Source organism: Vicinamibacteria bacterium (assembly GCA_035570235.1).
Classification (GTDB): domain Bacteria; phylum Acidobacteriota; class Vicinamibacteria; order Fen-336; family Fen-336; genus DATMML01.
This window is the reverse complement of record DATMML010000037.1, coordinates 1-24,142: the sequence shown is the minus strand read 5'-3', so window position 1 is coordinate 24,142 and position 24,142 is coordinate 1. Positions and strand designations below refer to the sequence as shown.

The window sequence follows — 24,142 nt, the reverse complement described above, 5'->3', positions numbered from 1 at the left end:
CCCCACTCTAGCCCAGAGGGGGGACGCTTCCCACCTCTACTTGGCGGCCTTCACGGAGAAGGCGCCCGCCCGGGCCGCCCGCTCCAGGGTCTCCAGCACGTCGGCCGCCCGCACCGAGCCGTAGTACCACTCGCCCGCGGCCAGGGCCTCCGCGGCCACCGCCTCGTACACCTCGTAGGCGTTGCGGCGGCCGTCCGCGAAGTTGTAGACCTCGAAGCTCATCAGGGGATGGAGACCCTCCACCGGTTTCACCTTCTGGAGGGCATCCTCTTGGGCCCCGAAATCCGCCTCCGGCACGAAGACCTTGGCCGCCATGGCGCGTTCGTCCCGGCTCAGGTCCACGTTGGGGGGGGTCTTGCCCGTCATCGCCGTGTAGGCGCGCTCCAAGCCCGCGTACTCGGCACCCAGCGCGGACTCGAGTTGGCCGCTGGCCGAGGCCACATATTCGGCCGTCCGCCCCCGGGGCCCCAGGCGGCGGGCCGAGGCCAGAGCCGACGTTTCCCGCCGGTAGGACTCGCGGACCAGGCTGCGGGCCTCCCGGAAGGCGGCCTCGCGCGCGCCGGGCGCTGCTTCCGCGATATGGGCGAGGGCGGTGGCCACGTCCCCCGCGATGCGGGCCCGGCCCCGGGCCGCCGCGTAGGCGACCAGGGCGGGAGCGTCCTCGTCCCCCACGTTCGCAAAGTAGAGCGCTACTGCCGCCACCACCACTGCGTTCCGTCCCAGCTGGGTGGGGTCAATGTTCTCGAGGTCGTCCGCGGTACTGTGGATGAACTCGTCGGGCCAGTTGGTGAGGCTGCTGGCCGGGACCCCCACGCGGGCAGGGGTGAAGGCGTGGTGGTCGGTGGAGTCGTAGTAGGGGACCATGCCGGCCTGGAAGGGCTCTCGCGAGCCCTTCACCGCGGTGATCTCGCGGCTGAAGGGGGTGGGCATCTTCGTCCCCCGCAGGGCCAGGAAGGAGGTGTTCCCGTCCCGGATGGTGGTGAGCACGCTCTCGAGCACGTCCTCCAGGGGATGGGGCAGGCTCCAGGGCAGGCGTGAGGCGTACTGCACGCGGCCGCCCCAGCTCTGGCGGGCCCCCACCATGTCTTGGTTCAGGTCGATGAGGATCCGCCGCGGCTCCTTGGGGTTGTCCCGGAAGTAGCGGGGCTCGCTGCTCAGCTCCGTGACCCACCAGAAACGGAGGTCGCGGCGAGGCCGGGGGATCTTCCCCTCCTTGATGAGGCGGGCGAGGGCGCGGCCGATCTCCAGCATGTTGGCGCAGCCGCTGCCGTCGTCGTTGGCCGAGGTCGTCTCCTGGATGTGGGCGGTGAAGACGATCTGCTGATCGTGGATCTCGCTCCCCCGGATCCAACCCTCGACCATGGCCTGCTCCTGCTTATCGGGGTAGCTGGCTTCGATGTCGATCTTCACCCGGAGGGGTTTGGCCCCCGCCGCCATCTGCCGCTGAATCCAGCGGCCCCGGCGGGGGGAGATCATGACCGCGAAGGTGCCGGGCGTGCCCTCCTTGACCCCGTCCTCCTCCCCGGCGGCGTAGGGCATGTGCCCCCATGCCACCTGGTCGGGGGCGTCGAAGGCCTCCGGTCGGTTCGTCATGGCGGACAGGATGCCCAGCGCGCCCCGCTTCCAGACCGCCTCCCGGGTGACCGTGGACACCACCCCCGAGGCCAGCACGACCTTGCCCTTCACCTCCTTGCCCTGATAATCCGCCTCCGTCACCCCCGCCCCCACGTCCACGAGCTCGGCCGTGAGGTGGGTGGTGCGGCTGTCATCGGCGATCGACATGGCGACGTCTCCGTAGGATGCGAGCTTGAACTCGGGCTCGACCAGCCACGCCTGGCCGAAGCGGCAGGACCAGCCGTGGCCCTCCCAGGGCTGGCGAATGAGCTTCACTTCCTCCAGGCCCCCCGCCTCGGCTGCGCCCCGGATCCACTCCGTGGCGGCAAAGAAGTCCTGGCTCCCCGCCGTCTTGTGATAGTGGGTCAGGTGGCGCACGTTCTCGAAGGACCGGTCCCCGGAGATCTCGTTCACGAGGTGGTAGTAGAGGGGATCCGGCAAGAAGGGCGAGGTCTGGGCGCTCAGTCCGGGGGGCAGAAAGAGGAGGATGGTCAGAACCAGGCGGGAGAGCGCTTTCACGAGACACCTCCGAGGGGAGAGGAACCCAGGGTCGCAGGTCTGGCCGTTGGTTGCCGGGCCGGAGTATACAACCTCGGACCTGCCCCCGCGGAGGGGTTCCACCGGGTCGCGCACCGGCAGGGGGCGAGCCGTCGCGGGCCTAGAACCCCAGGCTCCGTCCCGCCTCCTGGAACTCCCGGAACAACCGCCGGCGCGTCCCCGTCTCCGCCAGGCCGTAGCGGAGGCCGTTCAGGTTCAGCTCCCAGAGCTCGGCCGGACTCAAGCCCAGTTCGCGGTGGGCCCGCTCATACTCTCGGTTCAAGTCCGTGTCGAAGAACGGCGGATCGTCGGTGGAGAGGGTCACGGGAACGCCCGCCGCCATCATCCGGCGAAGGGGATGCGCCCGGACCGCGGATACGACCCCCAGGCACTCGTTGCTGGTGAGGGCGACATCACAGCAGATCCCGCGTTCGGCCAGGAGCCGGAGGACGGCCTCGTCCTCCACCGCCCGCACGCCGTGCTGCACCCGTCGCGCCTTCAGGTCCAGCACCGCCTGGCGCACATGCTCCGCCCCCCCCGTTTCGCCCGCGTGGGCCACCGCGGGGTAGCCGGCGGCCCGGGCTCGTTCGAAGTAGGGGGCCATGGCGGCGCGGGGGAAGCCGGCTTCGGGTCCGCCCAAGCCCAGGGCGACCACCAGCGGGTTGGCCTCCTCCTCCAGGAGGCTGGCCGTAAAGAGGCCGCTCGCGGGAGCGGACTCACTGGGGATGTCGGTGATGAGGCGGACCACCGGGCCTCCCGCCTGCTCCGACGCCTCAAGCCGCCGGGTAACGACCGTGAGCGCGCGCCGGGCCCCGAAACCGTAAATCTCGTGGTTGTAGGGGGTGAAATGGGCCTCCACGTAGCGGATGTTCTGGCGGCCACACTCGCCCAGGAAGCCGTCCACCATGAGCTCGTAGTCGGCGGCGGTCTTGAGGCACGCGCACATGGCCAGCCAGAGCGCTATGAACTTCTCGAAGCTCTCAAAGGAGTAGAGCGCCTTCAGCTCCCCTCGCGTTCCCACAGGCAGGGCTACGTGGTTGCGCTCCGCCATGGCCCAAAGGGCGTCCGCGGAGATGGTTCCCTCGAGGTGCAGGTGCAGCTCGGCCTTGGGCATGCGGGCGAGGTCGTCCGGGGTCATTCGAACGCCTTGCGGGCCTCGTCGACGGCCCGCTCGAACGAGCGATAGATGGCCAGCCGGCCATGGCGGTCGCGCCATCCCGCCCGCGCCATGACCCGCAGGGGCTGGGTTTGGACCCCGGCCAGAATCACGAAGATCTGGTCGCGGTGGAGCCGCTCGAAGGCGGATTCCAGGCCCACGAGGGCGGTCGCGTCCATGGCGGGCACGGAGCGCAGATCCAGGATCACCACCCGCACCCCCGTATCGACCTCCTTCAGCGCGGCCATGGCCTGGTGGGCGGCCCCGAAGAAGAGCGGGCCCGCCACCTCGTAGATGAGGACCCCCTTGGGTAAGGGCTTGTCCAGGGTGAGGGGATGCTCTTCGACCAGCCGCACCCCCGACACTTCGGCCATGCGCTTCATGAAGAGCAGCGAGGCCAGCACCACTCCCACCGTGACCGCGACCACCATGTCGAAAAGGACGGTGAGGCCAAAGCAGATGAGGAGTACGGCCACGTCGGAGCGGGGGGCCACCCGCAGCATGCGCACGAAGTGGTCGCGCTCGCTCATGTTCCAGGCCACGAGGAGGAGGAGGGCGGCCAGGGAGGCCATGGGCAGGTAGCCGAGCAGGGGGGCCAGGGCGAGGACGGCGCCCAGCACCACCAGGGCGTGGAAGAAAGCGGCGAGGGGGGAGCGGGCCCCGGAGCGGACGTTGGTGGCGGTGCGGGCGATGGCGCCCGTGGCCGCGATCCCCCCGAAGAACGGGACCACCAGGTTGCCCACCCCCTGGGCCAGAAGCTCCACGTCGGGGTCGTGCTTAAAGCCGGTCATTCCGTCCGCCACCACCGCGGAAAGAAGCGACTCCATGGCCCCCAGCAGGGCGATAGCGAAGGCGGAGGGAGCGAGGAGGCGGATGAGGGGGAAGGAGATGAAGAGCGGCCGGCCGTCGGGCCCGGGCATGTTCCAGGGCAGAACCGGGAGGGGGGGAGTGCGCGGGATACCGGGCAGGGTAGCTCCGTCCAGGACGTAGTGGAACCGGCTCTGGATCGTCGCCACCTCGAAGCCGGGAATGAAGCGCGCGGCGAGCGCGGCCGCCCCCGCGCCCACGGCCAGGGCCACCAGCGGGCCGGGGATCCTGGTGGTCACCCGGGGCCAGCAGATGAGGAGGGCGAGGGTCAGCGATGCGATCAGGACATCTTCCAGCCGCGTGGAGGGGAGGGCGAGAGCCAGCGCCTCCAGCCGGTCCAGGTAGTGTTCCGGCATCGCCTCAACGGTCAGGCCCAGCAAATCCTTGATCTGGAGCGTCCCGATCACGACCGCGATGCCGGCGGTGAAGCCGGTCGTGACGGGGTAGGGGACGAACTCGATCAGTCGGCCCATGCGGGCCACGCCCATCGCGATCAAGAGCAGGCCGGCCATGAGGGTGGCGAGGAGCAGGCCTCCCAAGCCGAAGCGTTGGGAGATCGGGGAAAGGATGACCACGAAGGCGGCGGTGGGGCCCGAGACCTGGACCCGCGACCCCCCGAGGAGGGCAATCAGCCCCCCGGCCACGATGGCGGTGTAGAGCCCGTGCTGGGGGGGGACGCCGGCAGCGATGGCCAGGGCCATGGAAAGGGGCAGGGCCACGACACCGACCACCATCCCTGCCATGAGATCGGCGCGCAGGCCGGCGAGCCCGTAGCCCTTGCGCAGGCTCTGGCGCAGGGCCAGGGCGGGAGGGGGCCAATCCATTCGGGTGGGACTCCAGTGGCGGCCGTTCATGCCCCCATCCCATCAATTGCGGCCACCACCCTAGCGGGGGCGAGAGGAAGCTCGCGCACTCGAGCGCCGGTGGCATGGGCAACGGCGTTGGCGATGGCGGCGGCGGGGCCGCAGGCGGCCAGGCCGCCCAGGGCCTTCGCGCCCAGGGGGGACGCGGGGCCGGAGCCCGCCAGCAGAACGACGATCTCGGGGGCGTCGATAGCGGTGAGGATCAGGTGATCCCGGAGGGATCGGAACGTCCGGCCACCCATCCGGTCCGTGGGCGCCTGCTCGTGGAGAACCTCGCCCAGCGCGCGGAGGGTGTCGCCTTCGACCTGCGCCTCCACGATGCGCGGCTGCTCCACCGGCCCCACGTCCAGGGCTTCGACCAGCTTCAGCACCCGCACCCGCCCCGTCTCCAGGTCGACCTCCACCTGCGCGAAGACCGCGACGCCCGCGGGGGGGGCGTCGGCCACGGAGTGGAAGGCCTCCGCGCCCACGGGGGTGCCGTGACGGATGGCCGCGAGGGCGACTTCGGCAAGGCTGGCTGCGGCTCCGTCCCCGGCCCGCACCCATCCGTCCTCCACCGTGAGGTCCCGGGTGTCCCGGCGCAGCAAGCGGGCCGCGGTGGCGCGGATCTGCTCAAGCAAGAGTTCCGCCACCCGCTGCACCGCTCGTTCCGTGGGCTGGGGGGTGGGAGCGGTCGCGCCCGGGTCGAAGGGGGAGGCATCCGTGTCCGACGCCTGGAGCACGACCCGTTCGACGGCCACCCCCAAGCAGCGGGCGGCCGCCTCACGATAGATCCTCTCCGCCCCCGCCCCCAGGGCGGCCGGGCCCACGATCAGGGCAAAGGAGCCGTCCTCGGTCATCTTCAGCGCGGCGACGCCGCGCTCCCCGCTGGACCGGGAGGGGGCGTGGCGGGCGAGGGCGAGGCCGATCCCGCGCCGCAGGGGCCCCGGCCCCGGGGAAGGCTTCCAACGACGGCCCCACTCGATGGCCCCCGCGCCCAAGCGGGCGGCTTCGACCAGGCGGGAGCCCTGCGCGATCTCGCCCGCCCCCCCGAGCGCCTCCACGATCGCCGCTTTGTCTCCCGGCGTGGCCTGGTTGCGCAGACGGAACTCCAGCGGATCCTCGCCGAGGGCGGCGGCCACCTCGTCCACGTGGCTCTCGAGAGCAAAGAGGCCCGCTCCCCCTGGGAACAGCGCTCCGGGAGGCAGGTGGGTGCGGAGAGCCCGGCCCTGGAAACGAGCATTCGCGACGCGGTAGAGGCCCAGGGTCTCCCTCCCCGTCTCGCGCAAGCCCTCCGCGGCGGATCCCCGGCGCGCCCCCACGTTCTCCAGGACCCGTACCTCGATGGCGGTGATCCTTCCCTCCTTCACCCCCGTCTTCAGGGTCAGGTCCTGAGCGGGCCGCGCGCTGGTGGCGGTGAGCTCTTCCTCGAGCGTGTGCAGAAGGCGGACCGGGCGTCCCGTGCGCAGGGTGACAAGGCCGCAGAGGTCTTCCACGATGAGGTCGTGCTTGCCTGCGAAACCGCCCCCCACTCCGGGGGCAATCACCTTGATTCCGGCCGCGGGCATGCCCAGGAGGGCGGCCAGGCTCCGCCGCACGTGGAAAGGGACCGCGCTCGAGGTCCGGACTATGAGCCGCCGGTCCGGGTCCAGCCAAGTGAGGGCGACGTGCGGCTCGAGCATCCCCGCCAACCCGGGGGCCACGCGGTACGTCGCCTCGAACACCCGGTCGGCCTCGGCGAAGGAGCGGTCGACGTTCCCCACCTCGACCTGGACCTCGCCCGCCAGGTTGCCCGGCCCCTCGTGGACCAGCGGCGCTTCCGGTTCCCCCGCCCTTTCGGGGTCCAGCACTGCGGGCAGGACCTGGTACTCGACGCGGACGGCCTCGGCGGCGCGGTAGGCCACGTCCGGGTCCTCCGCCGCCACCACCGCTACCCGGTCCCCGACGAACCGCACCGTCCGGTCCAGGATGGGAGGGGCGGACCCGGGGGGAGAGAGGTCCTCGGCCGCGAGCACAAGGACCACCCCCGGGAGGGTGCGCGCGGGGGAGGCGTCGAGGCGGACGATCTGGGCGTGCGCGTGCGGGGAGCGAAGCACTCGGGCATAGAGCATGCCCGGGAGGAGGATGTCGTCGGCGAAGCGGGCGGGACCGACGGCGAGGGAGACCGTCATCCGGCGTTCTCGCCCCCGGCGGAGGCGGCTCGCAGCACGGCCTCCACCGGTTTGACGTACCCCGTGCAGCGGCAGAGGCAGCCGGCGAGGGCGTCCCGCACCTCGCCCTCGTCGGGGTCGGGGATCGCATCCAGGAGGGCCTTGGCCGAGAGCTGCATGGCGCTGGTGCAGAAGCCGCAACCAATGGCTCCCGAGTCCCGGAAGGCGGAGGGCAAGGGGTGCGGCTCGTCCGCCCGACCCAGGCCCTCCACGGTATGGACGCTCCGGCCCTGGGCCCCCACGGCCAGCTTCAAGCAGGCGTTCACGGGGCGCCCGTCCAAGAGCACGGCGCACGCCCCGCAGTCCCCGGTCTCGCATCCGAGCTTGGCCCCCTGGAGGCCCTGGCTTCGCAGGAGGGCGAGGAGGGTGGTGCGAGCCTCCACGTCCGCGCGCAAGGGATGGCCGTTCACGGTGACCTCGATGCGCCCCGACGTGAAGTAGGGCAGGGTGGTGGGGGCGCGTTGCGACAGGCGGGGCCGCAGGCGGGGGATCTCGAGGGGGGAACGCCGGCGGGCCTGGGTCACCGCCCGCCTTAGCGCGCGCAGGGTCAGGACGCGGGCCACCCGCCGCCGGTAGGCGGCGGACACCTGGCCATCCTCGCGGAAGGGCGCCCGCGCCACCACTTGGTCCACGCACCGCACGAGCGCCTTCTCGTCGCCGCCCGTCCTTTCCACGTAGGCCTCCGCTTCCAGCACGCGGGCGGGACGGGTCTCGAGGCCGGTGAGGGCGATGCGGGCCCGGGAGCAGTTCTCGCCCGCGAAGGTGACGGTAGCGGCCACGGACAGCAGAGGGGGGGCCGAGGGCGCCACCGCCAGCCGCTCCAGAGCCGCCCCGTCCGGGGCGCCCGGAATCACGATGGCCTGTACGATCCCGCCCCCCACTAGGTCCTCCGCGGGATTGCGCAGGAAGCGCAGGGCCGGGCTCTCGCGCGATTCCTGCGGGTGGGCGACGATGTAGACCGCGTTCAAGGCGAGCAGCGCGGCCACCACCTCGGAGTCACGGTCGCCGTGGACCGACTCTCCGCCCAGGGTGGCCATGCCGCGGATCATGCGCGAGGCGGACTGCGCGCGGCAGGCGGTGGGGAGGAGGCCGGCGGTGGCGGGGTAGGCGAGGGGGGAGTCCATCGCGTCCTGCAGGGTGGCCATGGAGCCCAGCACCAGGTCCTCATCCTCGGTCTTCATGCCCATGAGGTCGAGGGCCGAGAGATCCACGATGTTCGGGACCTCCGCGCTGGTGGCGAGCAGGCGCGTCCCCCCCGCCAGGGGGACGGCCCCCTGCGCGACCAGGCTCATGGCCTCCTCCAGGCGGGTGGGCCGATGGTAACTGCGGATGCCTCGGGCCAGCATGGGCGGGGCTAGTCTAGCCTTTCTGGAAGTAGTCGCGCCCAGTGGCTCGGGAGGCGGACCTCAGCAGGGCTTGAGATATCGCCTCCACCCGTTCTACGAGGACGGGCACGTCCAAGCCCACCACCTCTCCTCGCTCGACCACGATCCGGCCGTTCACGATCACGGTGTCTACGGGCTCGGGGAAGGGCGAGAAGATGAGGGCGGCGAGCACGTCGCTTCCCGACCCCGCGTAGGAAAGCCGGCGGGTGTCGATGAGGATGAGGTCGGCGGCCTTGCCCGGCTCCAGGCTGCCGATGTCGTCGCGCCCCAGGCAGCGGGCCCCCCCGCGGGTGGCCATCCACAGCACCTCCTCCGCGGTGAGCCAGCGCGAGGGGTCGGCCCCCGGGCGGGGGGCGAGCAGGGCCTGGCGGGCCTCGGCCAGCATGTTTGAGCTGTCGTTGCTGGCGGACCCGTCCACGCCTAGTCCCACCGGAACCCCCGCCTCGAGCATGGCCCGCACGGGGGCAAGGCCGGAGCCCAGGCGGAAGTTCGAGGAGGGGCAGTGGGCGACGCCGGTGCCGGTCTCGCCCAGGAGCCGCACCTCCGGGGGCGAGAGGTGCACGCAATGGGCGAGCCAGACATCCGCTCCCAGCCAGCCCAGGCGGCGCAAGTACTCCAGGGGCCGGCAGCCGTAGACCTCCTGGCAATAGCGCTCCTCGTCCCGGGTCTCGGCGAGATGGGTGTGGAGGCGGAGGCCATGCTCGCGGCCGAGCTCGGCGGTGCGCCGCATGAGGTCGTTGCTCACCGAGAAGGGCGCGCAGGGGGCGAGGGCGATGCGGGTCATGGCACGCGGGCGAGGGTCGTGGTACTCGCGGAAGAGCCGCCGAGAGTCGAGGAGGATCGTCTCCTCGTCTTCACAGACGTCGTCGGGGGGAAGGCCGCCCTGGCTCTTCCCCCGGCTCATGGACCCGCGGCTGGGATGGAAACGGATGCCGAGGTCGCGGGCGGCCGAGATCTCGGCGTCGATCAGGCGCTCCTGGCCCCGGGGAAAGAGATAGAGGTGGTCGCTGGTGGTGGTGCACCCTGTGAGCAGCAGCTCGCCCAGGCCCACGCGAGCGGCGGCTTCCACCGCCGCCGCGTCCAGGCCCCGCCAGACCTCGTAGAGCTCGCTCAGCCAGCGGAAGAGGGGGGCCTCCTGCACGCGGGGCACGTTGCGGGTGAGAACCTGCGGGAGGTGGTGATGGGTGTTCACGAGACCGGGCAGGACCACCTTGCCCCGGGCGTCGATCCGGCGATCAATCTTGCCCGCCAGGGGTACGGTTCCGGTTCCGACGAGGAGGATGCGATCGTCCTCGATCAGGACGTGGCCCTCGGGGAGCCGGGTCCGCGCGTCGTCCATGGGCGCGACCAGGCGCGCGTCGTGGATGAGGGTGCGCACGTCGTCACTCTAACCCGAGAGCGGCTCCCGGGGCCCACCCGTGCTCCAAGGTGGACGGACGGTGGGGGGAGAGGGAGAGCCCAAGAACCTCGAGTGCCGTTGCGATGCTCCCGCGCTCAGGAGGTCGGTGGGCAGAAACGCCGCCCCTGTGTTGAGCGGCGCTCCTCGATGACAACGCGCACGCGCGGCGGCCCCTTCATGCGCCGGGGCCCGGGGGCCGAGGGGCCCGAACCCGTGCCCCGGGGGCGCGCGTGGCTAACGGGGCCAGAGCCAGCCGAAGATGCCCGCGGTCAGCAGCGCGTAGAGCAGGCCGTCCGCCATGTCCTTGAGGGTCACGCTCCAAGGGCGGCCCCACCAGATGGAGCTGGTGCCGTGGCCCACCGCGTAGGCCATCACGGCCACTGTCCCCGCCACCCGGAAGACCCGCAGGTAGTCCGTCCCCGGGCCGAGGGTGCGACCGGTGAGATAGGCCACGAACACGGAGACCACGAGCAGATAGACGAACCACACGGACAGGGTGCGGCCCATGGAGAAGGGACCAGGAGGAATCACCACGAGGTGGCCGACGGGTCCTTTCTTCTGCTTCTCGAGGAAGGCGGGCGTCTGCATGGCCTTTTGATCGGCGGCCCAGGGGAAGCGGTACTGGCCCGGGGGAAGAGCCGTCCGGCCCAGGACCTCCATCGCGCCCGCCTCGTCGGGGAGGGGCTTCCAGTCGCCTTTGTGATGGGGCAGGGCCATCCAGACGAGTGAGCTCGCGATGAAGACGAGGACCGCGGACAGCACGATGGGCAACCACAGCGTCCCGAGTGTCACCATGGCATCTCCTCCTGCGGGGTGGGGCCCCGCCCGGCGCCTTCACAACGGAAAACCGGGGGCGACGAAGGCCCGATCATAGGAGCGCGCCCCTCGGCTCGTCAACGCACCGAATCGGTCGGTGGCGCGACAGGCCCGACCGCCTCGGGCTGCCTCCTGCCTCCTGCCTCCGGCTTGACCCCGAAGCGGCCGCGCGCATAGTCTCTCCGTATCCGCGTCATGCCCGCCCCCGAGAACGCACACGAGATCGCCGGCCTCAGCGGGGTGAGCGCCCAGGCCCTCGCCCGGGTCCCGATCCGCACCCGCTCCGCGAGCGTCACCGTCTCCGCCTGGCGGCTGGAGGTCACATCCGATCAGGGCCCGGGCACCATCGTGCTCGTCGAGCCCCCGAGCGGCGAGGCCCACTACCGGGGCGACGGGATCTTCCTGGGCTGGGAGCAGGAGCGCCTGGCGGAGGCGTACGCCGCCCTCCGGGCCCGGGAGGAGGAAGCCGGGCTCGACTTGCCCCAATTGGGCTGAGTCAGGAACGCCCGCGAGGCTTCAGACGCCGGCCAGGCCCGGCTCGATCCTTTGGAACCCTTGCTCCGCGGCCCAAAGATCCAGGGCCAGGGAGACGAGGTCGTCCACCTCCGGGATCGACCGCGCGTCCACCGTGAGGTCGATCGACTTCAAGTAGCGGTGGCAGGTCTCGCAGCCCTCGATCCGAACAAAGGGGTGGGCGTCGGTCTGGAAGGAGGGGAGCCGGGCGGGGTTCTCCTCCTCGCAGGCCGGGCACCGGACCCGGTTGACGGGCCACTCTCCTCCGCAGAGGGAGCAGCCCAGGAAGCGACGGGCCCCGTCCACATCCGGGCTCGACCGCCGCGCCGCGATCCAGGGGGGAGCCGCGCAGAACGGACAGCCTCCCGGGCGCTGTGATCGGTCGGGCGCGATGCCCAGCCCGGCCAGGACCTCGAGGTAGGGCCGCAGGAGGGCGCGCGAGAGGTAGTCCTCTCCGGTCGCACAGTCGCCGCTCCAGCAGGCTTCAAGCCGAGCCCGCGCCACTCCCATGTCCTCCGTTTCCCGCGAGCGCGCTTCCTCGGCCAGGGCGGGGGGACCCGCTCCTGCGGCGTAGCGGAGGAGAGCCCGGAGGGCGCCCGCGAACCCGTCCAAGTCGCTCTGGAGCCGCCCCACGAGGGGCCGCTGCCGGTGGGCGCTCGCGACGGCCGCGGCGAGAGTCGCCTGGGCCCGGTAGAGGCCGGCCGCGAAGCGCAGCGGGCCAAGGGCGGCGCGGGACGAGCCCGCGAGTTCGTCCGCGCGCGCCGCGCGGCGGGCAAACGCGGCCTCGGCCGGCTCCCTAGGGGTGGCGGGACTGGTCACCCGTGATCTCGCGATACCAGCGAGGATGGTGCAGACGGGCCCAGGAGCGGGCCACGGTGCCACGGGTCATGGAGCGGAACGTCCCCGGCTCTGCCGCCGTCCCCAAGTAGATGTGCAAGATGATGGCCACGGCAAAGAGGATGAAGGTGATCTCGTGGATGACGATCCCGAGCTCCCTCAACCATGGGGGAAAGCTCAGCGGGAACCACAGGATGAGGCCCGAGGCCAAGAGCCCGAGGGCCCCCAGGGAGACCGCGAAGAAGAAGATCTTCTGCCCTCCGTTGTACTTGCCGGTCTCCCAGTCGTCGATGGCCTCGTGCCTCATGTACGCGAAGAGCTTGGACCCGAACCAGTCCTTCTCGCTGGGGAGAAGAACCATCTCGGAGAGCCAGCGGAAGAACATCACGCTCGAGGCCAAGAAGAAGGTCGAGCCCGCCCACGGGTGGAGCCAGCGGCATACCGAAAGCCCGCCAAAGAGCGGGGCCATCCAGCCGAAGATGGGGGTCCAGATGGGCATCCCAGTCAGGAGGGCGACCGCGAAGGCCAGAGCCACCGACCAGTGGATCAGGCGGGACGACAGCCGATGGCGGACGATCTGGTCGCCCACCGCCACGTCTTCCGCATCGCGGGCCCGGATGACCGCGGGGTCGAGAGCGGGGTTCGGAATGCTGGCGCTCATCGGTCTGCCTCCCGGGCCTCCTTGGGACCGTGGTTCATGAAGTGCCCGAAGGTTCCCACTATGGCCCCGAACATCGCGAGCAGGCCGAAGGGCCTGAGCACCGACTTCCAGACGCGGACGGCGGTGGGGACGTGGGGGTCGCGGGGCAAGCCATACCACTCGGGCTTATCGCCGTGGGCGAGGACGGTGACGACACCCGTGCCGCCCACGCCGGACGGGTTGTAGAGGGCAGCGTTCGCGAAGCCGCCGGCCTGGAGTTGCTTCACGCGGGTGTTGCCCCGCGCCACCATGTCGTCCTTGGTCCCGAAGGTCAGGCAGCCGGTGGGGCAGGCCTTCACGCAGGCCGGCTCCAGGCCCACCTCCACCCGGTCCACGCAGAGCGTGCATTTCGCCATCTTGCCCGTCTTGGCGGAAAACTTCGGCACCTCAAAGGGGCAGCCGGTCTCGCAGTAGCCGCAGCCGATGCATTGCTCGGGGTTCACGTCCACGATGCCGTTCTCGTACTGCACGATGGCGCCGGGGGCGGGGCAGGCGGCCAGGCAGCCGGGGTCTTCGCAATGCATGCACTGGTCCTTGCGCATCAGCCAGGCCACGCCCCCCTCGAACTCCTGCTCGTTGAAGCGGATCAGGTTCCAGAACTCGGGGTCCAGGGCGGGCATGGTCTGGTAGGTGCCCGTCTGCTCGGTCGGCACCGGCCCCAGGTCGTTCCACTCCTGACACGCCACCTCGCAGGCCTTGCAGCCGATGCAGGTCGAGGTGTCGATGTACTTCGAGACCACGGGCAGCTGGCGGATGCCGGTCCGGCCCCCCCATAGGGAAGCCGAGGAGCGGCGGATCTGCAGGGTCTGGGCGCTCATCGCTCCTCCTCAGGCCTTCTCGAGCCGGACCAGGAAGGCTTTGAACTCCGGCGTCCAGGTGTTGGGGTCCATGGCCGAGGCCGTCAGCAGGTTGGCCAGCGTCCCCGTGTGCCCCGGATCGCCGGCGTAACCCCAGTGGATGGGGAAGCCGATCTGCCACATCTGCTTCCCGTCGACGGTCATGGTTCGGAGGCGCTTGGTCACCATGGCCAGGCCCTGGATCTGGCCGCGCGCGGAAATGACCTTCACCTGGGAGCCGTTGGCGATCCCCTTCTCGCGGGCCAGCGCCTCCGGAATCTCCACGAAGAATCCCGGCTGGAGCTCGTTCAGATGCCCCTGGTGCTGGTGCTGGGTCCAGTAATGGAAGTGCTCCGTGAGGCGGTAGGTGGTGCAGATGATGGGGAAGTCCTCCCTCTTGCCGTACACGTCCTTGTCGGAGGAGAACCTCTTGAAGCAGGGGTTCGAGGTCACCTTGGGGTGGAGGGGATTGTCCAGCGCCGCCTCCACCGGCTCGTAGTGCTCGGGCAGGGGCCCGTCGCTGAGGCTGGAAGCGAACAGACGCGCCACTCCCTCCTGGTTCATGATGAAGGCCCCGTAGGTGCCGGGCGGGGCGTCGGGCTTCATGTCCGGGACGTCGCCCACCCATTTCTCGCCGTTCCAGGAGATGCCCGCGCGCTTCGGATCCCAGGGCTTGCCCTCAGCGTCGGCCGAGGCCCGGTTGTACATGATGCGGCGGTTGGCCGGCCAGGCGAACGCCCAGTTGTGGTACATGCCGAGGCCGGTGGGGTCGGAGTTGTTGCGACGCTGGGCGTTGTTTCCGCCCTCCGTGTAGACGCCGGAGTGCAGCCAGTTCCCGCACATGGTGGTGCCGTCGTCCATGAGCTGGCCGAAGCCGTCAATCTGCTGGCCGGCGGTCTTGATGACCTTGGTCTTGTCCTTGGGATCGTGGAGGTCGGCCAGGGCCTTGCCGTTCATCTCCTTCAGGACCTCGCCGAGGTCGGGGTTCACGGGATTGGAGTAGCCCCAACTCAGGTTCAGGACCTGCTCCGGTAGGGCGCCGCCCTCCTTCTTGTAGAGGTCGCGCACGGCCAGGACCAACCGGGCCAGAATCTCCTGGTCGGCCTTGGCCTGGCCGGGGGGATCCAGGGCCTTCCACTTCCACTGGAGCCAGCGGGCGGAGTTGGTGAAGGTGCCGTCCTTCTCCGCGAAAGTGGCGGCGGGGAGGAGGAAGACCTCGGTCTGGATCTTGGCCGGCTCCGGACCGTCGTACTCCTTGGGGGCCTTCCAAAAACCGGCCGTCTCCGTCTCCGCATTCTCGACCACGACCATCCACTTGAGCTTGGACAGCGCGGCCACCATCTTCTTGGAGTTCGGGCCCAGCCCCACCGGGTTCATGCCGAAGGTGATGAAGCCCTCGGGCCCCGGTTCCTTGCCCCCCGCTCGCGTGGAGTTGCCGCGATACATGTCGTCGAAGATGTACATCCAGGAGTAGTTCCCGTCGACCTTGGGGAGCCAGGCATAGCCGAAGTCGTTCTCCTTGGTGGCGGCCTTGCCGTAGGCCGTTTTCAGCAGCGACACCATGAACTTGGGGTAGTTCTGCCAGTAGTTCATGGAAGCCGACTCGAGCGGCTTGGGGGTGTTGACGTCGAGGTACTCCTTCAGGGTCTGCCAGGGCCCGGCGGGCGTCTTCAGGTAGCCGGGCAGGATCTCGAACGTGCCTGCGGTGTCGGTGGCGCCCTGAATGTTGGAGTGGCCGCGGAAGGCGTTCATGCCGCCCCCCGGACGGCCGATGTTGCCGAGGAGCAACTGGAGGATCGCGCCCGCCCGGATGATCTGCACGCCGGTGGAGTGCTGGGTCCAGCCCAGGGCGTAGGTGATGGTGCCGACCCGCTCCGCGTTACCGGTCGAGGTCACGATCTCCGCGACTTTCAGGAAGGTGTCCTTGGGAACGCCGCAGATCCGCTCCACCATCTCCGGGGTGTAGCGGTCCACATGCTTCTTCAGGAGCTGGAAGACGCAGTTCGGGCTCTCTAGGGTGGGATCGGACTTGGCGAAGCCCTTGGCGTCGAGCTGGTAGGCCCAAGAGTCCTTCGCGTAGTCCCCTTTGCTCTCGTCAAAGCCGGAGAAGACCCCGTCGTTGAACGCGAACTTCTCGTTGATGAGCAGGGCGGCGTTGGTGTGGAGCTTGACGTAGTCCTCGTGGTAGCGCTTGTTCTCGAGGGCGTAGCGGATGATCCCGTAGAGGTAAGCGATGTCCGTGCCGACCCGGATGGGGGAATAGAAGTCGGCTACCGCCGCCGTACGCGTAAAGCGGGGGTCGACCACGACGAGCTTGGCGCCGCGCGTGATCTTGGCCTCGATGAACCACTTGAAGCCGACGGGGTGGTTCTCGGCGGCGTTGCCCCCCATGGCCAGGATGACGTCGGCGTTCTTGATGTCGACCCAGCCATTGGTCATTGCGCCCCGGCCGAAGGTGGCGGCCAAACTGGCCACCGTGGGGCCGTGTCAAACACGGGCCTGGGTGTCGCGGTACGCGACTCCCCAAGCCGTCACCGCTTTCCACTGGAGGAGGTTGAACTCGTTGGTGTCCGTGCACCCCCCGATCATGGCCAGTCCGGGGTTGCGGTTCACCACCTGTCCCTTAGCGTTCTTTGCCACGAAGCACCGGTCCCGGGTGTCCTTGACGTGGCGGGCGATCTTGGAGATCGCCTCGTCCCACGATATATCCTCCCAGCGCTCCGAGCCCGGGCGGCGCACCTTGGGCGCCAGTATCCGGTTCTTGTGGGTGATGTCGTCCTTGAGGGTCGCTCCCTTGGGGCAGAGGGTCCCGCGGCTGATCGGGTGGTCGGGGTCCCCCTCCACATGCACCACGGCGGGAGTGACGTTCTTGGCCTTATCGCCCAGAGTGTGGATGATCACACCGCACGAGACCGCGCAGTAGGGGCAGGTGCTCCGGGTCTCGGTGGTGCGCGAGATCTTGAGCTCGCGCATCTCCGCCCGGGCGGTCGAGACATCGAAGCCTATGGCGACGGCGCCCCCAACGGTCGTGGCTTTGAGGAAAGTCCGACGCTCCATGGGGCCTCCTGGGATGGGTCTTAAGTCTGGGACCCGCGGATCGGTGTTGTCAAGGGATTTGTCGCCCCGGTGCGCCCCCCTCAGCCCGCGAGGCTCTTGGCTACCGCCTCCGCGACCGCCACGTAGGCGCGGGCGGCTGGGGATTCGGGGGCGAGGGCGACGATGGGGCTCCCGGAGTCCCCCCCGACCACGATCCGGGGGTCGAGAGGGATCTCGCCCAAGAAAGGAACCTCTAGCGCCTCCGCCGTCCTCCGTCCTCCCCCCCGTGTGAAGATTGCCTCCTCGCGGCCACACTGCGGGCACAGGTAATAAGACATGTTCTCGACGATGCCCAGGAGGGGAATGCTCGACCTGCGGAACAGGTTCAGGCCCTTGCGGGCGTCGATCAAGGCCACCTCCTGGGGGGTGGTGACGATAACGGCGCCGGAAAGAGGAACACGCTGGGTGAGGGTGAGCTGGACATCCCCCGTGCCGGGCGGAAGGTCGACGATGAGCATGTCCAGCCGTCCCCAGCGCACCCCGGCCAAGAGCTGGTCGACCGCCTTCATGACCATGGGCCCCCGCCAGGCCGCGGGCTGATCGGCGTTCATCACCGCGCCCAGCGTGGCCACCCGCACCCCGTGCCGCTCGATGGTCAGGAGCTTGTTGTCGTTCTTGTCCACGAAGGGCTTCTCGTCGATCCCCATCATGATCTGCTGGGAGGGACCGTAGATGTCCGCGTCCAGAAGCCCCACCCGCTGGCCAAGGCGGGCCAGGGACACGGCCAGGTTGGCGGCCAGAGTGGATTTGCCCACTCCACCCTTGCCCGAGGCCACCGCGACCTTGAAGCGAACTTGGGGGAGGAGGTCCATGCGGCGGCAGGATACCCCGCCTTGACCCCTCCCCGGGCGGGGGCGTAGTCTCGTCCTTGGTTTCACCCCTCGCACCATGAGCTCCCAAAGCAAGGTCGCGGCCCGGGTCTGGAGGGTGGAGGGAGGGGTGCCGGAAGAGCGAGCGGACCAGCTCGCCGCGGAGGAGCCCCTCGAGATCCGCCTTCTGGCCCGGGGGGGGCCGCGGCTCCTCCTCGCTCCGGACCTGGGCGCGCCCCGCGAACTGCGGCAGACGGTGGCCATCACCATGCGCACCCCGGGGCACGACTTCGAGCTGGCGGCGGGGTTCCTCTACGGGGAAGGCGTCGTTAAGGGCGCCGCGGACATCGCTGATATCTCCCATTGCACCGACCCCGCGGTGGAGGAGGACCGCCGCCACAACATCGTGAACGTGGAGCTCAGCAGGGAGCGTCTGCCGGACCTCAAGGCGCTGGAGCGGCACTTCTACACCACGAGCGCCTGCGGGGTCTGCGGCAAGGCCAGCCTGGAGGCCCTGCACCTGCAGGCGGATCGCCTTTCCCGGCCGGGGCCGGAGGTGGAGCCGTCCGTACTCTGGAGCCTGCCCGAGAAGCTGCGCGCGCACCAGGGTGTGTTCGCGGCTACGGGGGGACTGCACGCGGCGGGGCTCTTCGATTCCAAGGGGGAGCTCCTCGCCCTGCGGGAGGACGTGGGCCGCCACAACGCGCTGGACAAGCTCGTGGGCTGGGCCCTTCGCGAAGGCCGGCTGCCCCTCGACGAGCACATCGTGATGGTGAGCGGCCGGACCAGCTTCGAGATCCTCCAGAAGTGCCTGATGGCGCGCGCTCCCATCCTCTGCGCGGTGTCGGCACCCAGCACGCTGGCGGTGGCCCTGGCCAAGGACTTCGGTATCACCCTCGTTGGCTTCCTGCGCGGGGAGCGCTTCAACGTCTATGCGGGGGTCGAGCGAATCCGCGTATCCGAGCCCGCCCGAAGCTAGGCGACGCTCTCGCCGCGGCCGGCCGTGCCCGCCCGGCAAGGGTGTCCCCGACTCATGAGGGCCGCGCACCGGCCTCTCCCGTTTGGAGCCGATCATGCAAGGTGCCTACGAGCGGGCCTACCGGGCCTGCCTCGACGACCCTGAGGCTTTCTGGGGCCAGGCCGCCCAGGAGATTGACTGGTACCGGCCTTACGAGAAGGTCCTCGACGCCTCCAACCCTCCGCTGTATCGCTGGTTCGTGGGGGGGGAGCTGAACACCTGCCACAACGCGATCGACTACCACGTCGAGAACGGCCGCGCCGATCAGCTGGCTGTGATTTACGACAGCCCGGTCACGGGGACCAAGCGCAAGCTGACCTACCGCCAGCTTCGGGGCGAGGTCGCGCGCTTCGCGGGCGTCCTCACCTCCCTGGGCGTGACCAAGGGCGACCGCGTCGTCATCTACATGCCCATGACGCTGGAAGCGCTGATCGCCATGTACGGCTGCGCGCGGATCGGGGCCATCCACTCCGTGGTGTTCGGGGGCTTCGCCGCCTCCGAGCTGGCGGTCCGCATCGAGGATGCCGCGCCCAAGGTGGTGGTCTCCGCCTCCTGCGGGATCGAAGTGAAGCGGGTGGTGGCCTACAAGCCGCTCCTCGACCGGGCGCTGGAGCTGTCCGCGCACAAGCCGGCCCGTTGCATCGTCCTCCAACGCGAGCAGGAGCGCTGCCCGCTCACTCCCGGCCGGGACCACGACTGGCACGAGTTGATGGCCGCTGCGCATCCCGTCGACTGCGTGCCGGTCAAGGCCACGGATCCGCTCTACATCCTCTACACTTCGGGCACCACCGGCCGGCCCAAGGGCGTGGTGCGCGACAACGGCGGCCACGCGGTGGCTTTGAAGTGGTCCATGCGGAATGTGTACGGGATGCAGCCGGGCGAGGTGTTCTGGACCGCCTCCGACGTGGGCTGGGTCGTCGGCCACTCCTACATTGTGTACGCCCCCCTCCTCCACGGATGCACGACCGTCGTCCACGAAGGGAAGCCGGTGGGCACCCCCGACCCCGGCGGATTCTGGCGGGTGATCGAGGAGTACGGGGTGCGCGTGCTCTTCACCGCTCCCACCGCCTTCCGGGCCATCAAGAAGGAGGACCCCCGCGGAGAGTACCGGCAGAAGTACGACCTCTCCGCTTTCCGCTACCTCTTCCTGGCCGGCGAGCGGCTCGATCCCGACACATATCACTGGGCGCGGAGCCTGCTCGACCGGCCGGTGATCGACCACTGGTGGCAGACGGAGACGGGATGGCCCATCGCCGCCAACTGCATGGGCCTGGAGCCCCTGCCTGTGAAGCCGGGCTCGCCCACCAAACCCGTTCCCGGCTACCGGGTGGAGATCCTAAGCGAGACGGGGCAGCCCCTGTCCCCGGAGAAGGAGGGGGCGGTGGCGCTGCGGCTCCCCCTGCCCCCCGGCACCCTGACCACGCTGTGGCAGAACGACGAAAAGTTCAAGCAGGCCTACCTCGCCAAATACCCCGGCTATTACCTGACCGGGGACGGGGGGTACATCGATGAGGACGGCTACGTCTTCATCATGGGCCGGATAGACGACGTGATCATCGTCGCCGGCCACAACCTCTCGACCGGGAGCATGGAGCAGGCCATCGCCAGCCATCCCGACGTGGCGGAGTGCGCCGTCTTCGGGGTCAAGGACCCGCTCAAGACCCAGCTACCGGTGGGGATGCTCGTGCTCAAGGCGGGCGTGACCCGCCCCCCGGCCGACATCCTGCCCGAGGTCGTGGCCCTCGTCCGTGAGCAGGTGGGGCCGGTGGCGAACTTCAAGCAGGCCGCGATCGTCAAGAGACTACCCAAGACCCGCTCGGGCAAGATCCTGCGCGGGGTCATGCGCGACATCGCGAACGGGGACCCGTTCAAGGTCCCCGCCACCATTGACGATCCCCTGACCCTGGACGAGATCAAGGAGGCCCTGCGGACCCTGGGCTACGCTAGGGGGGCGAAGGGAACGATCGCCAGCGAGTGAGCCCTCGGGTGGCACCGATGCCAGGGGCCCACCCTCACTTGACCGCGCCCACCGTGAAGCCGGCGATGAAACGGTCCAGGAAGAGGTTGTAGACGAAGGCGGTGGGCAGGCTCGCGATCAGGCAGGCCGCCATCAGCGATCCCCAGTAGTAGACATCCCCGCGGACGAGGAAGATCGGGACCCCTACCCCCACCGTCTGGTGGGCGGCGGAGGAGATGAAGGTGAGCGCGTACACGAACTCCTGGGTGACGAGGGTGAAGGTGAAGATCACCACCGTGAGGATGCCGGAGGTCGACATGGGGATGACGAGCTTGACGAAGGCCCCGAACCGGCTCAGGCCGTCCACCATGGCCGCGTCCTCCAGCTCGCGGGGGATGGATTTGAAGAAGCCCATGAGGAGCCAGATCGAGAAGGGAATGGTGAAGCTGGGATAGACGAGGATGATCGACCCCAGGCTGTCCTGGAGCCCAAGGTTGGCCACCACCCGGGAGAGGGGGATGAAGAGCAGGGTGGACGGGACCAGATAGGTTAGGAAGATCGCGATGCCCAGGCGCTCACCCCAGCGGCCGGTGAGCCGGGCCAGGGCGTAGGCGGCGGGGAGGGCGAAGAGGAGCGTGATTCCCACCACGAGCACGCCCACCAGGGCGGTGTTGCCCAGCCACCGCAGGAAGAGGGTTTCGCCAAAAAGCAGCCGGAGGTGCTCGAGGGTGGGCGGGGCGTTGAAGATGAAGGGGTTGTTCTTCAGGTTGTAGAGGTCGCTCCCCTGCTTGAAGGTGGTGATGGTCATCCAGTAGAAGGGGAAGCCCAGGACCAGGAAGAAGAAGGCGAGCACCAGGACGTGCCCCGCCCGCCGGAGAGGCGCGCCCAGGCGCCCTCCCGGCCTCACGTCACCTCCGCGCGGCGGGCCACGCGCAGCATGAGGTAGGCCACCACGGCCAGGAGGGGTACGAGGAAGAGCGATATCGCCGCGCCCTCCGCGAGATCGCCGCCCAGGATCCCGGTGAAGAAGGCGAGGGAGGGCAGGACCTGGGTCGTGTCATAGGGCCCGCCCCGGGTCAGGATGTAGATGACGGTCATGTCGGTGACGGCGAAGATCACGCCGAAGAGCATGGCCACGTTCAGGATGGGACGAAGCATGGGTAGGGTGATCTGAAAGAGCGTACGGAAGAAGCCCGCCCCATCCACGGCCGCTGCCTCCGGGATGTCCTTGGGGATGGAAGTGAGCCCAGCCAGGATGATGACGGTCGAGAAAGGCAGGATGCGCCAGACGTGGACGGCGATGACCGACATCATGGCCAGGCTGGGCTCGCCCAGCCACATGGGGGCCGCGAAGGGCTTGACGAGATGGAGCGCCACCAGCACCCAGTTGATGACGCTGTAGAGGGAGTCCAGGATCCATTTCCAGCCGATAGACCCGATGGAGATGGGGGCGACCCAGGGGAGGAGGATCACGAAACGCACGATCCCCCGCCCGGGGAACTTCTCTTTTAGGGCGAGGGCCAAGGTGAGGGAGCCCGTAAGCACCAGCACCTGGGAGGAGATGGTAAAGAGGAAGGAGTTGCGGAGGGCGCGCAGAAAGGCGGGATTTTCGAAGATGCTCCGAAAGTTTCGCAGCCCCACGAAGTGGTAGCCCACGCTGCCCACCTTGACGTCGCCAACCGCGTAGAAGAAGGCCAGGATGAAGGGCACCCCCACCAGGGCCACGATGTAGAGCACGGCCGGCAGCAACATCGCGGGGCCCAGCCAGGCCTGCCGGCCCTTCATAGTCCGGCCAGCGGGCGCGGCGCCGTACGCTTGCCGGTGCCGCGGTCGAAGAACTTCAAATCGCGTTCGCGCACCGAGAAGTCGTAGAGCGAACCGACCGCGTAGGGGGCGGGCAGGGTCGCGGACAGCCGCGAGACGACGGCCTCCCGGGATTGGAAACCGCCCCCCTCCACCACGCCGTACAGGATGCGCTCCGCTCCCAGGTATTCGGTGTGCTTGATCCGGAAATGGACGGGAACGCGGGCGCCCTCCACCTTCAGGTCCGCGGGGTGCAGGTGTTCGGGCCTGAAGCCCACGATCACGTCCGGGCTCTCCAGCAGGTTCATGGGTGGAGAGCCCAGGAAGGTGGCCACGAAGGTATCCGCGGGATCGTCGTAGACCTCGGTGGGCGCCCCCACCTGGCGGACCTGACCTTGGTTCATGACCACGATGCGGTCGCCCATGGCCATGGCCTCGACTTGATCGTGGGTCACGTAGAGCGTGGTCGTCCCGACCCGGCCGTGGAACTGCTGCAGCTCCTCCCGGGCCGAGGCTCTTAGCTTCGCGTCCAGGTTCGAAAGCGGCTCGTCGAGCAGGAACAGGGTGGGCTCGCGGACGATGGCCCGGGCCAGGGCCACCCGCTGCCGCTCGCCCCCCGAGAGCTCGCGCGGCTTGCGGGCGAGGAGGGAGCCGATGCCGAGAAGGGAAGAGGCCCACTCGACCTTCGGCCGGCGCAGCTCCTTCTTGACCCCCTGCGCCCGCAAGGGGAAGGCGATGTTGTCGAAGACGGACAGGTGGGGGTAGAGGGCGTAGCTCTGGAACACCATGGCGATGCGGCGTTCCCGGGGCGGGAAGGGGGTTACGTTCACCCCCCCGATCCAGACCTCGCCGGAGGTTGGCACCTCCAGCCCCGCGATCATGCGCAGGAGAGTGGTTTTGCCGGACCCGGACGGGCCCAGCAGGACCAGGAACTCACCCTCCCGGCTCTCCAGGTTGACCCTGTTGACCGCCCCGAGCTCGCCTTCCTTGAAGACCTTGGTCAGATCCCGCGTTTCGACGACCGCCATCGCGCTCCCGGGGTCCCCGTCACGCCCACTTGGCGAAAATGCGCTTCAGCTCCGTCTCTGCGACCTTGACCCCTTCCTCGGGAGTCATCTCCTCCCGGGCCACCTTGGCGAACATGGTGGGCAGGACGAAGGTGTTGAAGGCCTCGTCGATGGCCGCGCTCGCGTAGCCGGGGAAGCCGACGTTGGTCGCCCACTCGAGCACGTTGCCCAGGACCTTGTACTTGTCGGGAGGAACCGCCTTGGGGTCGTTGGCGATCTGGGTGCCGAGGTCCGGGACCGTGGAGGGGAAGCAGGGGAAGTTGTAGAACTCGCTGGCCTTGAAGGCGGTGTTGAACGTGTCGACGAGGTCGACCAAGAACTGCTTGGCCCCCTCCTTGTTCTCCGCGAAGTTCCAGATCACGTAGCAGTCCATGACGTGCTCGGCGGCGATCCCCCGGACGGGTCCCTTGAGGGCGGGTGTGAGCTGGATCTGCTTGGACATCTCGGGATTGTCCTTCTCCGCCTGCCGCGTCACGGAGATCGCGTTCTGGACGAAGGAGAGCTTGCCGGCCAGGATGCCCCGGTTGTTGGAGGAGGGATCCCAGGTGAAGATCTCGGAGGTCATGGTCTCCTTGTAGAGGGCCCGCATGTACTTCAGGGCCTCGATCGTCTCCTTCGAGTTGATGATCACGCGGCCGGCCTCGTCCTGCTCGGCCCCCCCGTAGGACCAGAGCAGGGCC

The 24,142-nt window shown here is 69.3% G+C and carries 19 protein-coding genes; 3 read left to right on the top strand and 16 right to left on the bottom strand.

Going from position 1 to position 24,142, the window contains the following annotated elements; translation table 11 throughout:
* Window positions 1-36 precede the first annotated feature (36 nt).
* The 7 genes from VN461_05895 to VN461_05865 all read right to left on the bottom strand — a co-directional run bounded on the left by VN461_05895 (window position 37) and on the right by VN461_05865 (window position 10,805).
* Window positions 37-2,133, bottom strand: a complete 2,097-nt coding sequence (locus VN461_05895) for a M28 family peptidase (GenBank protein HXB54294.1) — start codon at window positions 2,131-2,133, stop codon at window positions 37-39.
* 139 nt (window positions 2,134-2,272) lie between these two features.
* A complete protein-coding gene (gene add, locus VN461_05890; protein ID HXB54293.1) occupies window positions 2,273-3,289 on the bottom strand; it encodes an adenosine deaminase in 1,017 nt (338 codons plus the stop codon).
* Window positions 3,286-5,028: a C4-dicarboxylic acid transporter DauA gene (gene dauA, locus VN461_05885; GenBank protein ID HXB54292.1), complete on the bottom strand. Its 1,743-nt coding sequence runs from the start codon at window positions 5,026-5,028 to the stop codon at window positions 3,286-3,288. Before dauA ends, add begins: the two co-directional genes overlap by 4 nt.
* A complete protein-coding gene (locus tag VN461_05880) occupies window positions 5,025-7,187 on the bottom strand; it encodes a molybdopterin cofactor-binding domain-containing protein (GenBank protein HXB54291.1) in 2,163 nt (720 codons plus the stop codon). The genes dauA and VN461_05880 overlap by 4 nt, the downstream gene beginning before the upstream one ends.
* Window positions 7,184-8,572: an FAD binding domain-containing protein gene (locus tag VN461_05875; protein ID HXB54290.1), complete on the bottom strand. Its 1,389-nt coding sequence runs from the start codon at window positions 8,570-8,572 to the stop codon at window positions 7,184-7,186. The genes VN461_05880 and VN461_05875 overlap by 4 nt, the downstream gene beginning before the upstream one ends.
* Before the next feature lie 13 nt (window positions 8,573-8,585).
* Complete coding sequence (locus VN461_05870) at window positions 8,586-9,989, bottom strand: 8-oxoguanine deaminase (protein ID HXB54289.1); 1,404 nt, start codon at window positions 9,987-9,989, stop codon at window positions 8,586-8,588.
* Window positions 9,990-10,244: 255 nt separating this feature from the next.
* Window positions 10,245-10,805, bottom strand: coding sequence for a hypothetical protein (locus VN461_05865; GenBank protein ID HXB54288.1), 561 nt, complete (start codon window positions 10,803-10,805; stop codon window positions 10,245-10,247).
* 216 nt (window positions 10,806-11,021) lie between these two features.
* On the opposite strand from VN461_05865, the gene VN461_05860 reads away from it, so the two are divergent.
* Complete coding sequence (locus VN461_05860; GenBank protein HXB54287.1) at window positions 11,022-11,321, top strand: hypothetical protein; 300 nt, start codon at window positions 11,022-11,024, stop codon at window positions 11,319-11,321.
* 21 nt (window positions 11,322-11,342) lie between these two features.
* Here VN461_05860 and VN461_05855 read toward each other — a convergent pair whose 3' ends face one another.
* The 5 genes from VN461_05855 to VN461_05835 all read right to left on the bottom strand — a co-directional run bounded on the left by VN461_05855 (window position 11,343) and on the right by VN461_05835 (window position 17,620).
* Window positions 11,343-12,158 carry a formate dehydrogenase accessory protein FdhE gene (locus VN461_05855; protein HXB54286.1) on the bottom strand — a complete coding sequence of 272 codons (816 nt, stop codon included), beginning with the start codon at window positions 12,156-12,158 and terminating at the stop codon, window positions 11,343-11,345.
* Window positions 12,136-12,837 carry a formate dehydrogenase subunit gamma gene (locus VN461_05850; protein ID HXB54285.1) on the bottom strand — a complete coding sequence of 234 codons (702 nt, stop codon included), beginning with the start codon at window positions 12,835-12,837 and terminating at the stop codon, window positions 12,136-12,138. Before VN461_05850 ends, VN461_05855 begins: the two co-directional genes overlap by 23 nt.
* On the bottom strand, window positions 12,834-13,694 hold the full coding sequence (gene fdxH / locus VN461_05845) for a formate dehydrogenase subunit beta (protein ID HXB54284.1): 861 nt from the start codon (window positions 13,692-13,694) through the stop codon (window positions 12,834-12,836). The genes VN461_05850 and fdxH overlap by 4 nt, the downstream gene beginning before the upstream one ends.
* 9 nt (window positions 13,695-13,703) lie before the next feature.
* Window positions 13,704-16,769 (bottom strand): formate dehydrogenase-N subunit alpha, encoded by a 3,066-nt coding sequence (gene fdnG / locus VN461_05840; protein ID HXB54283.1) that lies wholly within the window; start codon window positions 16,767-16,769, stop codon window positions 13,704-13,706.
* 80 nt (window positions 16,770-16,849) lie between these two features.
* Window positions 16,850-17,620 (bottom strand): Mrp/NBP35 family ATP-binding protein, encoded by a 771-nt coding sequence (locus VN461_05835; protein HXB54282.1) that lies wholly within the window; start codon window positions 17,618-17,620, stop codon window positions 16,850-16,852.
* Between the two features lie 76 nt (window positions 17,621-17,696).
* On the opposite strand from VN461_05835, the gene fdhD reads away from it, so the two are divergent.
* Window positions 17,697-18,596: a formate dehydrogenase accessory sulfurtransferase FdhD gene (gene fdhD / locus VN461_05830; protein HXB54281.1), complete on the top strand. Its 900-nt coding sequence runs from the start codon at window positions 17,697-17,699 to the stop codon at window positions 18,594-18,596.
* Between the two features lie 94 nt (window positions 18,597-18,690).
* Window positions 18,691-20,613: a propionyl-CoA synthetase gene (locus tag VN461_05825; protein HXB54280.1), complete on the top strand. Its 1,923-nt coding sequence runs from the start codon at window positions 18,691-18,693 to the stop codon at window positions 20,611-20,613.
* A 34-nt stretch (window positions 20,614-20,647) separates the two neighbouring features.
* Here the strand turns inward: VN461_05825 and VN461_05820 are convergent, their stop codons facing one another.
* The 4 genes from VN461_05820 to VN461_05805 form a co-directional block, all read right to left on the bottom strand.
* Window positions 20,648-21,448 carry a carbohydrate ABC transporter permease gene (locus VN461_05820; GenBank protein HXB54279.1) on the bottom strand — a complete coding sequence of 267 codons (801 nt, stop codon included), beginning with the start codon at window positions 21,446-21,448 and terminating at the stop codon, window positions 20,648-20,650.
* Between the two features lie 47 nt (window positions 21,449-21,495).
* Window positions 21,496-22,377, bottom strand: a complete 882-nt coding sequence (locus VN461_05815; GenBank protein ID HXB54278.1) for a sugar ABC transporter permease — start codon at window positions 22,375-22,377, stop codon at window positions 21,496-21,498.
* Window positions 22,374-23,423: an ABC transporter ATP-binding protein gene (locus VN461_05810; protein HXB54277.1), complete on the bottom strand. Its 1,050-nt coding sequence runs from the start codon at window positions 23,421-23,423 to the stop codon at window positions 22,374-22,376. Before VN461_05810 ends, VN461_05815 begins: the two co-directional genes overlap by 4 nt.
* A 19-nt stretch (window positions 23,424-23,442) precedes the next feature.
* The coding region (locus VN461_05805) for a carbohydrate ABC transporter substrate-binding protein (protein HXB54276.1) at window positions 23,443-24,142 on the bottom strand (700 nt) is incomplete at its 5' end.